Here is a 13645-nt window from a genome sequence, read left to right on the forward strand (position 1 = left end):
TTCGCGGCCACCTCGGGGACTGGGGCCCCGCAATCAGAAGGGCAAATGGGTGGCAAAGCCGTCAGCGTGACAGTATCCGGCGCTTTTCGGCCATGGCTTCGCGTCGCCGCTGCTCGATCCCGAGTTTGAAAGATTCTTCAACAAAGTCGATGTGATCCTTTGCCGCTTTTTCGGCCCGCTTCTCATCCCCTTCGATCACCGCGCGTCCAAGTTCGAGATGTTGTTGCAGCAACTTTTCGCCGGTCCCGTCAATCGTGCGCAGGAAGTCGCGATTGTAGAAAACGCCCTTGCGGGTGAGTTCGTAGATCGACGCCATCATGTGGATCAGGGTCGCGTTCTGGCTGGCATCCACAATCGCGGAATGCAGCGCAAAGTCCGCCTCTTGCGAAGCCTTGGCGTCCTGCTCCTGCCAGGCACGCTCGTTTTCATCAAGGATCTCGGAAATCCGTTCCTTGTCTGCCTTGGTGGCGCGACGTGCGGCAAGCCGGGCCGCGAAACCTTCCTGCTCGCGGCGATACTCCAGATAGTCGAAGAAAGCCGGCTCGTGACGTTCGTACAAAGCAAGAAGCGCGGGCATCATGGCTTGTCCGGTCAGGGCCGCGACGAATGTTCCCTCACCGTGTTGCGTTGTGACCAGCCCGCGTTCTTCCAGCACCTGAAGGGCCTCGCGCAGCTTCGGGCGCGACACGCGCAACATCTCGGCCAGATCGCGCTCGGAAGGCAGTTTTCGGCCCTGCTTCAGGATGCCCGAAGCGATCAGGTCCTCGACCTGTGAAACCACCGCATCAGCCAGCGATTCGTGTCCAACCGGTTCAAAAATCGCCGTGGTGTTCATGAGATATTGCCCCGTGTGACGCTGAAATAACCAGAATAACTGGTAAACAAAGATAACCATATCCGTTCAGATTTCAAGCGCGAGGCTGTTCTTCCCGAACGTGAATTACGTGTCTGTTTCTGAATGATTTTTGGAGAATCTGTTAGTTTTTGATGCAGTCATATCGGGATTTTGCAGGGCTTGTAGAAGGCGAGATTCCAGTTTCGGTTAGCGCCAGTGGTAAACAAAGTTATTGACTGGTTTAAGCTGGTAAAGTTAGTTTACCACCGGAGCGGCGCTGGAAGAGCCTGCGCCACTGATCGGAGAAAACCCGACCAACCCTGGAGGAGATTTCATGAAGAAGACCCTGACAAGCCTGGCCGTGGCCGCCAGCCTGCTGGCGGCACCCGCAGTTGCGGCGGACAAGCTGCTGCTGAAAACACCGATTGCCTTTTCGACCGAACTGCCGGGCCTGGGTTCGCCTATTCCACGTGTGGCTGATCAGCTGGAACTGATGTCCGGTGGCACGTTGAAGATGAAGGTGTACGAGCCGGGAAAACTGGTGCCGCCCTTTGAAATTCTGGACGCTGTGTCCACCGGCAAGATCAACTCGGGTTACACCACGGCTGGTTACTGGGCCGGTAAAATCCCGGCTGCGCCGCTGTTCTCGGCCGTTCCGTTCGGCCCCGAGGCGGGCGAATACATGGCTTGGCTGTATTATGGCAACGGCATGACCCTGTATCAGGAGATGTATGATCAGGCCGGTTACAACGTCAAAGTACTGCCCTGCGCCATTATCGCGCCGGAAACCTCGGGCTGGTTCGCGTCCGAGATCAATTCGCCCGAAGACCTGAACGGGCTGAAGATGCGTTTCTTTGGTCTGGGCGGCAAGGTGATGCAGAAACTGGGTGTGGCGACCTCGCTGCTGCCAGGTGGCGAGATATTCCCCGCATTGGAAAAAGGCGCGATTGACGCGACCGAGTTTTCAATGCCTGCCATCGACGCGCGCCTGGGCTTCCACAAGCTGGTCAAGTTCAACTATTTCCCTGGCTGGCATCAGCAGGCGACCGTGTTTGAACTGCTGATCAACAAGGACGTCTGGAACGAAACCAGCGATCAGCACAAGGCAATCATCGAAAGCGCCTGCAAGGCTTCGATGGCGGACAGCTTTGCCGAAGGCGAAGCCATCCAGCACGCGGCCCTGATCGACAACGTTGAAAACAACGGCGTCACCATCAAGCAGTGGTCGCCCGAGATGCTGGATACCTTCCGCGCGACCTGGGAAGAGGTTGCCGCAGAAGAAGCCGCCAATGATGCCTTCTTTGCTAAGGTTCTGGCCGACATGAACGAATTCCGTGACGGCTATAACCTCTGGAAGACGAACGCCTTCCTCCCACGTCAGTAATCTCTCCCTCACTGACGTTGCCGGGGCGGCCCGATCCGCCGCTCCGGTTCCTGCTTTTCGATCTTCGGACTTTCTAACCTTTCACTACCCGTATTCCGGGTTGCTGAGCGAGGAATGACCATGACCACCCAAAAGAACCTCAACGATCCGGTCGAAGCCTATGAAGGCATCCTGGAACACCCCGATTCCGACCGCCAGAAAATCGCCGTCGCGATCGACGCCGGGGTCAAGGCTGTGGGTCATGTCGTCATGTGGGCCAATGTCCTGCTGATGGGCGCGATCTTCGCACAGGTCTCGTTGCGCTACCTGTTCAGCCAGAACTACCCGAAACTGGATGAGATCCAGTGGCATTTCTATGGAATCGTCACGATGATCGGCATCTCGTATGCCCTGATCACCGACAGCCATGTGCGTGTGGACGTCCTGCATATGCAGCTTTCGCGCCGCGCGCAGCGGATCATCGAGGTGATCGGCATCCTGACCCTGCTGACCCCGTTCATCTATCTGATGGTCGATCAGGGCTATGATTATTTCTACGAAAGCTTCCGCGTCAACGAACGCTCGGACAGCCCAACTGGCCTGCCTGCACGCTGGGCTTTCAAGGCGGTTATCCCGATCAGCTTTGTGCTGTTGGCTCTGGCGGCGTTGGCGCGGCTGATCCATGACGGGCACGCGCTGCTCTACGGGCCGGCCTCGGAACGTGAAGGCGCCCCGCTGCGCCGTATTCTTCTGGTGCTGGCGGTATTCGCAGCCGTCTGCGTTGGCTTGACCTTCCTTGTCGAAACGACCGAGGAAAAGCTGGTCATAGCGATGTTCTTGACCTTCATCGCGCTTTTGTTCACCGGTTACCCGGTGGCGTGGGTGCTGGCCGGTGTCGGCGTCGCCTATTGCGGTCTGGCTTATCTGTTCGACAACGATCTGATGCTGTGGACCGGGTTGGAAAGCACCTTTACCGGGCTTGATTATCTGACGCTTGGCGCGGTGGTGAACCGGGTCTACGCGACCATGTCCAACGCGGTTCTGGTTGCCCTGCCGATGTTCATCTTCATGGGGCTGATGCTGGACGAATCCGGAGTGGCCGAGCGTCTGATGTCCTCGATGCAGCGCCTGTTCGGGACGGTGCGCGGAGGACTGGCCATCACCGTGACCCTGATCGGGATCATTCTGGCGGCCTCGACCGGCATTATTGGTGCCTCGGTTGTTCTGCTGGGCGTGCTGTCGCTGCCGTCGATGATGCAGCAGAAGTACCAGCCGACGCTGGCGGCGGGCGTGGTTTCGGCCTCTGGCACGCTGGGTATCCTGATCCCGCCCTCAATCATGCTGGTGATCATGGCCGACCAGATGGCGCTGTCCGTCGGAGACCTGTTCATGGCCGCGGTTTTCCCGGGCGTGATCATCGGCGCCTTGTATCTGACCTACATCTTCATTCTGGCTCTGGTGAAACGCGACGCGGCCCCCGTACCCGAAGGCGCGAAAGCCCCCGACTGGGCAGCCGTGAAGGACGTGCTGATCGCAGTCATCCCGACGCTGATGCTGATCCTGGCCGTGCTGGGGTCGATCTTTGCCGGTCTGACCACACCAACCGAAGCGTCCGGCATCGGTGCCTTGGGTGCGACCCTGCTGGCGCTGGGCTATCGCAAGCTGACCTTTGCCAAACTGTGGAACGTGTTGGTGTCGACCTTCAACACCACCGCCTATATCTTTGCGATCTTCCTCGGTGCGACTGTGTTTTCCTATGTCCTGCGCGAGTTGGGCGGGGATGAGCTGATCGAACACGTGGTGCAATCCACCGGCTTTGGCGCCAGCGGGACAATTCTGTTCATCCTGTTCATCGTCTTCCTGCTGGGCTTCGTACTGGACTGGATCGAGATCACGCTGATCGTGCTGCCCCTGATGCGCCCCATCGTGAACGGTCTGGGCATCGATATCCCCGGCTTTGGCGTTCTGGATGAACCGGCGCTGGTGTGGTTTGTGATCCTGGTTGCGGTGACGCTGCAAACCAGCTTCCTGACGCCGCCTGTTGGCTTTGCCTTGTTCTATCTCAAAGGTGTTTGCCCACCAGAGATCAAGCTGACGCATATCTACAAGGGCATCATCCCATTTGTCCTGCTGCAATTGACCGGATTGGCGCTAGTGTTTCTGTGGCCGACCCTTGCCACCTGGTTGCCGTCGGTCGCCTACTAAGGAGCTTATCGGATGCGCCTGAGCCAATGTCATAACTTCCACGACTTCCGGCGGCTGGCCAAGCAACGACTGCCGGGGCCGATCTTCAATTACATCGACGGTGGCGCGGATGATGAGGTGACGTACCGGGAAAACACCAAGGCGTTCGACCGCTGCGATCTGTTGCCTTCGGTCCTGCGTGGGGTTTCGGACGTGGACATGTCCGTCACTGTGATGGGGCAGAAGCTGGACATGCCGGTCTATTGCTCACCCACCGCGTTGCAACGCCTATTCCACCATCAGGGTGAGCGCGCCGTCGCGGCGGCGGCCGAGAAATACGGCACCATGTTCGGAGTTTCCTCTCTGGGAACCGTCTCGCTGGAGGAGCTGCGCCAAAAACACAAGAACCCGCAGGTCTATCAATTCTACTTTCACAAGGATCGCGGGTTGAACGCCGCCATGATGCAGCGTGCCAAAGAGGCCGGTGTCGAAGTCATGATGCTGACCGTCGACAGCATCACCGGCGGCAACCGCGAGCGTGATCTGCGCACGGGGTTCTCGATCCCGTTCCGCTTGACGCTGGGCGGCATGATACAGTTTGCGATCAAGCCGATGTGGGGCATCAACTATGTCACCCATGAAAAGTTCCGGCTGCCTCAGCTTGAAGAACATGTGGATATGGGCGGTGGGGCCAGCTCGATCGGCGGGTATTTCACCGATATGCTCGATCCGTCTATGAACTGGGATGACGTGGCGCAGATGGTGCGCGACTGGGATGGTCAGTTCTGCCTGAAGGGGATCATGACCGTCGAGGATGCCAAACGAGCGGCTGAGATCGGTTGCACCGGCATCATCCTGTCGAACCACGGTGGCCGCCAACTGGACGGATCGCGCACGCCGTTCGATCAACTGGCCGAGATTGTCGATGCCGTCGGCGACAAGCTGGACGTGATGATGGACAGCGGCATTCAGCGTGGCACCCATGTGCTTAAGGCGCTGTCGATCGGGGCCAAAGCCGTGGGTATCGGGCGGCACTACCTGTATCCTCTGGCTGCCGCGGGGCAGGCTGGGGTCGAACGGGCCCTTGGGCTGATGCGTGCCGAGATCGAGCGCGACATGAAGCTGATGGGTGTCACCAGTGTTGGCCAGCTCAGCCGCGAAAATATTCGTTTCCGCAATCCCTAACCCGAAACGGGGGCCGATATGACCAATGACGCGTTGATCAAACATTTCCGCTCTATCGTCGGTACGCGTCACGTGCTGATTGGAGAGCGCGCGACAGAGCGCTTTCGGCGCGGTTTCCGCTCGGGCGAGGGTGAGGCGCTGTGCGTCGTTCAGCCGGGGACCCTGCTGGAGCAATGGAAGATCCTGCAAGCCTGCGTTGCAGCCGACAAGATCGTCATCATGCAGGCGGCCAATACTGGCCTGACCGAAGGGTCTACGCCGTCCGGCACCTATGACCGTGACGTAGTTCTGATCAACACGCGTAGGATGGATACTCTGGTGCCCTTGAACGACGCAGAGCAGATCGTCAGCTTTCCGGGCGCCACGCTTTTTGCGTTGGAAAAACTGTTGGCCCCGTTCGGACGCGAGCCGCATTCGGTGATCGGTTCGTCCTGCATCGGCGCGTCGATCGTGGGTGGGGTATGCAACAATTCCGGCGGTTCTCTGGTAGAGCGCGGTCCGGTTTACACGGAACTTTCCGTCTATGCCCAAATCACCGAACAGGGTGAATTGGAACTGGTCAACCATCTGGGCATCGATCTGGGCAGCACGCCGGAAGAGATCCTTGCAAACCTCGATGCAGGCAGGTTCGAACGCAATCCCGGGGCAACCAACAAACGCGCGTCGGCCAGCGACTACGCACAGATCGTGCGGGACGTGAATGCGGAAACGCCTGCGCGGTTCAATGCGGACAAGGCCAAGCTTTTCGAATCTTCGGGCTCGGCCGGGAAGCTGGCCGTTTTTGCCGTGCGCCTTGACACCTTTCCCAAGAACGAGGTCGAGAAGGTGTTCTATGTGGGCACCAACAATCCCGACGATCTGGCGGACCTGCGGCGCCACATATTGTCAGAGTTCAAATCGCTGCCGGTTTCGGCCGAATACATGCATCGCGAAGCGTTCGATATTGCAGCACGCTATGGCAAGGACACGGTCGTGATGATCGACAAGCTTGGCACGGACCGTCTGCCAATGTTCTTTGCGATGAAAGGCGCCGTGGATGCACGCCTGCGGCGCATTCCGTTTTTGCGAAATTTCACTGATCGTTTCATGCAGGCAGCAATAGCTTTGTGGCCCCGTGTCCTGCCCAAACGGATGACGGATTTTCGCGACAAGTTCGAACATCACTTGATCCTGAAAATGAAGGATGAAGGTGTGTCCGAGGCTGCTGAGTGGTTGCCGCGATTTCTGAGTGGCCGGGATGGCGGATTTTTCGAATGTGATGCGCGAGAGGCAAGGATCGCGGGCCTTCATCGTTTTGCGGCGGCAGGCGCGGCGGTGCGTTACATGGCGATCCATTCGGACGACGTCGAAGATATCATTGCACTTGACGTCGCACTGCGCCGCAACGACCAGGACTGGCTGGAGAAGCTGCCGCCTGAGATCGAAGACCAGTTGGTTCACAAACTCTATTACGGGCACTTCATGTGCCACGTAATGCATCAGGACTACATAGTCAAAAAAGGGGCTGACCCAAAAGCTCTGAAGGCCGCAATGTTGAAACTGTTTGACGAACGCGGCGCGGAATACCCTGCTGAACATAACGTGGGGCACCTTTACAAGGCCAAGCCGGACCTGGCGGCACATTACAAATGCTGTGACCCGACCAACGCGTTCAATCCGGGTATCGGCAAAATGTCCAAGGCGAAGAATTACCAATAGCCGGTTTTCCTGCACGGCAGGGTGCTGTGAAAACGGCCGACAGATTCGTCGGGTTCTGATGAAAAGGGTGTTGGTGCCCGACTGTCTGATATCCTGAGCGCAACCCCGCAAGCATCTGCCGCGCAGAAGGCTGCCAGAACCGAATGAACGTCGCTTGTCAGGAATAGGGAAGATTCGGACAGCGCAGTCGGGGTCGTCGGACTCGGCAAGGAATCTCGCGTAGAGACGCGGAATTCAGCCGCGTTTGACGCAAGCCGTTTGGTTTTGAGTATCACAAACACGCATTTGTCAGGCTGTCCGGGATTTGAACCGACGGGTTCATGCGGTCAATTGACAGAGCACCTTTCTGTTCAGGTAATTTCAGGGTCGCGTGATTTCTGACAGGTTTTCCTAGGGTTACCCTTGGCTTGCAATCGGCTTGCAGATCATCCCTGCGAAGCTGCGGGCCAGAAGCCCGTCTTGCATGCGAAAATTTGCAGATGACCGGGGCCGGAAAAACGCCATTTATCCCTTATTTTTCGCGTTTTTTGGGGAACTACGGGAAACCCCCAATTTCGCGCCGCGACAAACAGGGGTAAACATACCTTACCGTACTTACCACACAAACACACACGGTATTAACTTTCCCCGATGAGGGGCTGGCCACACCCCCTCGGTCGGCCCCTCTTAACTTTTGGGGGTCATGGCAGTCGGGGTCGGTGGCCATGCGGATCGCTACGGGCGTCGAAGGGCGCGATGATCTTCGCGACCGGCGTCAGCTTTTGATCAATTCGGCGACGAGGGCGGGCAAATCTTGTGATGCACCATAGGCCAGGGTGTGTGGAATTTCGGCGACCGGCGTCTTCCGGTATCCTTCTGTAAACAGCAAAAACGGGATCTTCGCACGCGCAGCCGTTTCCGCGTCAACTTCGCTGTCGCCGACGAACAAACGTGGGCCGGACGTCTGAAGCGCATCGAAGCTTGCGAACAGATGGTTGGGATCCGGTTTTCGCGTCGAAAGGCTGTCGCCACCCAGAACCACGTCGAAATACCGGGACAGGTTCAGTGCCTCCAGCACATGCCGCGCCGGTGTTTCGGGTTTGTTGGTGCAGACGCCCAGAACGCATCCCATTTGCTGCAATTTGGCCAGTGCCTCTGGGATGCCGGGGTAGGGAACAGTCGTTTCGCTGGCCGCGGAATTGTAGTGTTTGAGGGTCAGTTGGGTCAGTTCCGCGTGGCGATCCAGCGGCAGTCCGCAATGCCGGATCACGCGTTCGACCAGCTTGGGTAAACCGTTGCCAACGAATCCTTTGATGATATCCGTCGCCAATGGATCATGCCCAACGTCGTTCAGCGTGCGGTTGGCCGCCGCCGCCAGATCGCCCAGGCTGTCCACCAGCGTTCCGTCAAGATCGAATACAACTGCTGCGGTCATGTTTGCTTGCCCTTCATCGCCCGACCCAAGACCTAACGCGCCCTGTACCGGGGGGCAATCGCCTGTTTCAAAACGATGCTTGACAATCCTTACTAAAATAATCAGATTAAGTGACAGGAACAGAAAGCCAACCCTTTCGGGGTCAGCCAGATCAATTGAAACGCGATAGATATGGCACCATGCCGAAACGCTCTGGAGATGTCCCGATGAACGTACAGAACCCGACCCCAACCCAAGGTTACGCTGTCTCGATGCTTCCCGCGCACAAGGCCGAGGATCTGACCAAGGGCGGCAACCTGGCCCATATAGAACTTGGCGATCAACTCTATACCCTGCGCATCACCCGTGCAGGCAAACTGATCCTGACGAAATGAGCGCGCCTTTAAAGCGCGGCGGCGCAGCGGTTGGCCGCCTTGCCGATCTCGATCCCATCGAAGCGGGTGCCGTGATGTACCTGCGGATGTGGAGCGAAGGCGAGGGCGGTCGTGCCGACGCTGCCAGCGATTTCCAAGTCGCGCTGGGCGCGGATTGCGGGCGTGCGGCAATGCTGACTTTGGATCGCTTGTGCTCGCTATGCGCCGCCCATGGCCGTCGCCCCCTGATCCGGCATGGTCTTGGATGTGCATGCCTTGGCGCGGATGAGAATTGCTTTGCACAGATGATCGCGGCAGCGTCCGAAGGGGCGCGTGAAGATGCGATGATGCTGGCGTCTTTGATCGTACGTCCGGATTTTGCCCCCGCGCTGGCATCCCTGTCGGAAGAACTGGGGCTGACTCTCAGACGTATGACCGCAGGTTTCAAAATGCCGACCACCGGCCACCAGACCCCCTCGGCCGTGCTCCACTGACCCTGTGTGTGAAACGGTTGAACCCCGGCGATGCGCCGGGGTTTTTTCGTTCAGCAGCACCCGCATCCGGCATGGTGATGGTCATGATCGCAAACAGGGGCAGGGATAAAGTCGCCCACCTCGGACAACACATCCCGCAACGCCCACAGGATCATGTCAACATCCTCGGCCTCGATGGTCAGGGGCGGGCGGATTTTCAGGGTGTTGTCCCTGGGCCCTTCGCTGCCGATCAGGATGCGGTGATCGCGCATCCGGTTTTTGACATAGCTGCAAATCTCGGTGCCTTCGCTTCCATCGGGGTTGATCAGTTCCACGCCGAGAAACAGCCCCATACCCCGCACGTCGCCAACGCAACCAAAGTCGGCTTCGATCTGGCGCAGTCCCGCCATCAGACGATCCCCCATCCGGCGGGCATTGTCCTGCAACCCTTCGTCATCGACGATATCCAGCACCTCTTTGCCGATCCGGCAGGACAGGGTTGAACCGCCAAAGGTCGAAAAGAACTCGATCCCGTTGTTGAAGCTGTCCGCGATCTCGCGGGTTGTCACCAACACGCCCAGCGGGTGCCCGTTTCCGATTGGCTTGCCCATCACCACGATATCCGGAACCGCGCCCTGGTGTTCGAAGCCAAAGTAATACTCACCCAGCCGTCCCAGACCTGTCTGCACCTCATCGGCGATGCAAACACCCCCCGCAGCACGTATTTTTTCGTAAACCGCAGGCAGATAGCCTTTGGGTGGAATGATCTGGCCGCCGACCGACGGGAAGGTTTCCGCGATGAACCCGGCCACGCCCTGTCCCCGATCCCGGAGGGCGGCAATCGCCGGATCGACAAGATCAGCAAATTTCTGCGCCCGGTCCGCATCGTCACGCCTGAATGACCCGCGATAGTCATCGGCAACCTCGACCAGTTCAACCCAGTCGGCTTTCCCGATGCCGCCCGGTTTGTTGAATTTGTAGGCCGAGATCGCCACCGCAGCGTTCGTGTTCCCGTGATAGCCGTGATCCGGCGTCACGATCCCCTTTGCGCCGGTATGGGCGCGGGCCAGCCGCAGGGCCAGTTCGTTTGCCTCGGTGCCCGAGTTGACGAAAAAGCAGACCTGTAGGTAATCCGGCATCTTCGACAGGATCTTGTCGGCAAATTCCACCTGTGCCGGATGCAGATAGCGGGTGTTCGAATTCATCCGCTTCAGCTGATCCGCCGCCACGGCCTGAATGCGCGGATGGGCATGGCCCACATGCGGCACGTTGTTGTAGGCATCCAGATAAGGGCGTCCCCATTCGTCGAACAGGTGATGCTTCCAGCCGCGCACCAGCATGACCGGATCGTCATAGGTCAGGGATAAGTTGCCCCCGAAAAGCGCCCGCCGTTTGTGCAGGATGTCCGCTTTGTCAGTGGGGTGATAGAACACCTTGTCATCCGGTAGGTTCAGCAACGCCGCCGGGTTCGGGCAGACCGCGTGCCACAGCTCCAGTTCGTCCGGGTCTCCCACACCGGGCCAATCCGCTTCCATGCCATCGGTGGTCAGGGCCAGCTGGAAATGCACATGCGGGGCCCATCCGCCATTCTGGCCGGCATCGCCCAACCGCGCAAACGCGGCCCCCTGTGCCACCGGGTCGCCCGGTTTCAGCCGGTCACAGCATTCCGGATCCAGATGGCCATAGAGCGTATAGAACGGGTCGCCTTCAGGCGTTTCGTGATGCAGGATGATCACCCCGCCGTAATCAAGGTGCTGGTCGCGGTTTTCGACCACTTCGACCCGGCCGCTTATCGGTGCATGCAGAACCGTCCCGGCAGGCGCAAACACATCCACGGCCAGATGAACCGTCCGCCGGTCCGAGGCTTTCCACGGGCCCTTGCGAAACCCCGGCTCGGCATAGATCAGGCGGGGCTCGTTATAGTAACCCAGCCACAGGTCCTGCCCGTATTCCTCGCCAACGCGCGCGGCCTCGGCCAAAGGCATGTGGAATGGGTCTTGCGGCCAGACGCAGTTTTCGACCGAAAGCGAGCCCATGGGCACACCGCCCAGGTCCTGGCCGAACATGTCGGCAAAATGTCCCCGGTGTTCCTGAAGATAGGCGTGGATGCGTTCAGCCCCATCAACCACGGGCAAGCCGCAAGCCGCCCGCAACCGCGCCGACATCAGCCCGCCATTGACGGATGTGTTCTCAAGGAACCGCCAAGCGGGCGCCTGAGAGATCGTCACATAGGGATCATCCGGATTCTCGGCCGTCATCAGGGTCGAGTTGACGACCGACACGGCAAGCCGCATCCTCAGCAACGGCCAGATCAGGTCAACCTCATCCGCCCGCAGCCGATTGGCCGCGTGATAGCCCTTTACCAACGCAGCCAGTGCCCGTTCCGGTTTGGGGTGATCCAGCACGACATACGCGCCGGCAATCGCCAGATCGCAGATGCGCGGCGCGGCGCACATGTCGCCCAGATCGATCAGGCCCGAGATCCGCCGCCGCTCGCTCAGTTCCCCTTCGACCAGAATGTTGTAGTCATTGGCGTCATTGTGGATGGCCTGTTTCGGCAGGTCCGCAAGGACATCCGCGATTGCAGCGAACCCCTCACAGATTTCCGTCAGCAGTGCCTGCCGCGCGGGGTCAGAGATCGCGTTTAACTTGTCAGCAATCCAGCCCGCCTGCATCAGGTCCCATTTGAAACCGGCCCGGTGCAACCCTTCATGCTCAAACCCTTCCAGGGCCCGGTCGGTTGCCCCCAATACGCGGCCCAGTTTCAGGATCAGCTCTTCGGATTTTGGGGCGGCCTTCGCGTAACATTGGCCCGGCAGGCACTCCAACAGCCAAACCAGCCTGCGCTGTCCTTCAGAATCGGCAATCTCTGGCAGCATTGCGCCGGTCAAATCAGGGAATACCTTGGGAAACGGCAACCCCGGTGCCTCAGAAGCGATATGCGCCAGCGCCTTGATTTGCAAATCAACCAGATCCGCATCGCATCCGGCCCGCATGGCTTTCAGCACATAATCCTGACCATTGGTGGCGTGCACCCGAAAGTTCAGATCATATTCACCATCCAACCGCGTCAAACGGGCGTCCAGCCCCCAGAGCTGCCGCAGCGCGGCCGTCCAAAAAGCACTCAAATCGTCCATTCCCGTCTCCGCTCCGAACGCGCCGGAGCCCTCTTCATCTGGCCAAAATATCCTCGGGGGGAATCGCGCCTTGGCGCGATGGGGGGCAGACAGCCCCCCGCGTTACCCCATGGCCCGCAGGCGCTTGATCAACGACGAGGTGTCCCAGCGGCCACCACCCAGTTTCTGAACATCTTTGTAAAACTGATCGACCAGAGCGGTGACGGGCAGGGACGCACCGGTTTCATTGGCGGTATCCAGACAGATGCCCAGATCCTTGCGCATCCAGTCGACGGCAAAGCCATGTTCGAACTGATCATCCAGCATGGTCTCATACCGGTTTGCCATCTGCCAGCTGCCCGCCGCGCCCTGGCTGATCACCTCGACCACGGCCCTTCCGTCCAGCCCGGCCTTCTCGGCGAAGTGCAATGCTTCGCTCAGCCCCTGAACCAACCCTGCGATGGCGATCTGGTTGCACATCTTGGTCATCTGGCCCGCGCCGCTGTCCCCGATGCGGCGGCAGATCTTCGCATAGACCTGCATCACCGGTTCAGCCGCATCATACGCCGCCTGATCTCCGCCGCACATGATTGACAGAACACCGTTTTCGGCGCCTGCCTGGCCGCCCGAGATCGGCGCGTCCACGAAGGCGATACCCTGTGATTGGCCGGCAGCGTACAATTCCCGTGTGACCTTTGCAGAAACCGTGGTGTGGTCGACGAAAACAGCCCCGTTGGACATGCCGCGAAATGCGCCGTCCTCGCCCGTGCAAACCATGCGTAGATCGTCGTCATTGCCGACGCAGGCCATCACAAACTCGGCGTCTTCAGCCGCGTCTTTCGGGGTGGCCGCTATCGATCCGCCATGCTGCTTTACCCAGGCTTCGGCCTTGGCAGCCGTCCGGTTGTAGACGGTGACGTCATGACCTGCGGCCTGAAGATGCCCAGCCATGGGATAGCCCATGACGCCCAGGCCAAGGAACGCGACTTTTGCCATTTTGAGATCCTCTCCGCTGTTCGGTCGG

General features: G+C 59.1%; 9 protein-coding genes and 1 pseudogene. 6 read left to right on the forward strand and 4 right to left on the reverse strand.

Going from position 1 to position 13645, the window contains the following annotated elements; translation table 11 throughout:
• Positions 1–61: 61 nt before the first annotated feature.
• Positions 62–835, reverse strand: coding sequence for a FadR/GntR family transcriptional regulator (locus GS620_RS09990; RefSeq protein WP_152458933.1), 774 nt, complete (start codon positions 833–835; stop codon positions 62–64).
• Between the two features lie 334 nt (positions 836–1169).
• Between GS620_RS09990 and GS620_RS09995 the strand changes: the two genes are divergently transcribed.
• The 4 genes from GS620_RS09995 to dld all read left to right on the forward strand — a co-directional run bounded on the left by GS620_RS09995 (position 1170) and on the right by dld (position 7265).
• Positions 1170–2219, forward strand: coding sequence for a TRAP transporter substrate-binding protein (locus tag GS620_RS09995; protein ID WP_152458932.1), 1050 nt, complete (start codon positions 1170–1172; stop codon positions 2217–2219).
• 120 nt (positions 2220–2339) lie between these two features.
• Complete coding sequence (locus GS620_RS10000; protein ID WP_171615579.1) at positions 2340–4403, forward strand: TRAP transporter large permease subunit; 2064 nt, start codon at positions 2340–2342, stop codon at positions 4401–4403.
• Between the two features lie 12 nt (positions 4404–4415).
• Entirely contained in the window at positions 4416–5567 is a 1152-nt protein-coding gene (locus tag GS620_RS10005; RefSeq protein WP_171118676.1) for an alpha-hydroxy acid oxidase, read from the forward strand.
• 18 nt (positions 5568–5585) lie between these two features.
• Complete coding sequence (gene dld / locus GS620_RS10010; protein WP_171615581.1) at positions 5586–7265, forward strand: D-lactate dehydrogenase; 1680 nt, start codon at positions 5586–5588, stop codon at positions 7263–7265.
• A gap of 754 nt (positions 7266–8019) precedes the next feature.
• On the opposite strand, the gene gph is transcribed toward dld, so the two are convergent.
• Entirely contained in the window at positions 8020–8679 is a 660-nt protein-coding gene (gene gph / locus GS620_RS10015) for a phosphoglycolate phosphatase (protein ID WP_171615583.1), read from the reverse strand.
• Between the two features lie 206 nt (positions 8680–8885).
• Between gph and hemP the strand changes: the two genes are divergently transcribed.
• Positions 8886–9053: a hemin uptake protein HemP gene (hemP, locus tag GS620_RS10020; RefSeq protein ID WP_083445319.1), complete on the forward strand. Its 168-nt coding sequence runs from the start codon at positions 8886–8888 to the stop codon at positions 9051–9053.
• Entirely contained in the window at positions 9050–9526 is a 477-nt protein-coding gene (locus tag GS620_RS10025) for a hypothetical protein (protein WP_171118670.1), read from the forward strand. The genes hemP and GS620_RS10025 overlap by 4 nt, the downstream gene beginning before the upstream one ends.
• 50 nt (positions 9527–9576) lie before the next feature.
• On the opposite strand, the gene GS620_RS10030 is transcribed toward GS620_RS10025, so the two are convergent.
• On the reverse strand, positions 9577–12642 hold the full coding sequence (locus GS620_RS10030) for an aminotransferase class III-fold pyridoxal phosphate-dependent enzyme (protein WP_171615585.1): 3066 nt from the start codon (positions 12640–12642) through the stop codon (positions 9577–9579).
• 102 nt (positions 12643–12744) lie between these two features.
• Positions 12745–13623 (reverse strand): annotated as a pseudogene (locus GS620_RS10035) (NAD(P)-dependent oxidoreductase); the annotation flags it as partial.
• Positions 13624–13645 lie beyond the last annotated feature (22 nt).

This window comes from Ruegeria sp. HKCCD6428, from assembly GCF_013110595.1.
Taxonomy (GTDB): Bacteria; Pseudomonadota; Alphaproteobacteria; order Rhodobacterales; family Rhodobacteraceae; genus Ruegeria.

What these genes read in the sequence shown, in the direction of transcription:
- GS620_RS10005 (WP_171118676.1), top strand. Translation starts at nt 4,416, where the DNA reads ATGCGCCTGAGCCAATGTCATAACTTCCACGACTTCCGGCGGCTGGCC.
- GS620_RS10025 (WP_171118670.1), top strand. Translation starts at nt 9,050, where the DNA reads ATGAGCGCGCCTTTAAAGCGCGGCGGCGCAGCGGTTGGCCGCCTTGCC.
- GS620_RS10030 (WP_171615585.1), bottom strand. Translation starts at nt 12,642, where the DNA reads ATGGACGATTTGAGTGCTTTTTGGACGGCCGCGCTGCGGCAGCTCTGG.
- dld (WP_171615581.1), top strand. Translation starts at nt 5,586, where the DNA reads ATGACCAATGACGCGTTGATCAAACATTTCCGCTCTATCGTCGGTACG.
- gph (WP_171615583.1), bottom strand. Translation starts at nt 8,679, where the DNA reads ATGACCGCAGCAGTTGTATTCGATCTTGACGGAACGCTGGTGGACAGC.
- GS620_RS09995 (WP_152458932.1), top strand. Translation starts at nt 1,170, where the DNA reads ATGAAGAAGACCCTGACAAGCCTGGCCGTGGCCGCCAGCCTGCTGGCG.
- GS620_RS09990 (WP_152458933.1), bottom strand. Translation starts at nt 835, where the DNA reads ATGAACACCACGGCGATTTTTGAACCGGTTGGACACGAATCGCTGGCT.
- hemP (WP_083445319.1), top strand. Translation starts at nt 8,886, where the DNA reads ATGAACGTACAGAACCCGACCCCAACCCAAGGTTACGCTGTCTCGATG.
- GS620_RS10000 (WP_171615579.1), top strand. Translation starts at nt 2,340, where the DNA reads ATGACCACCCAAAAGAACCTCAACGATCCGGTCGAAGCCTATGAAGGC.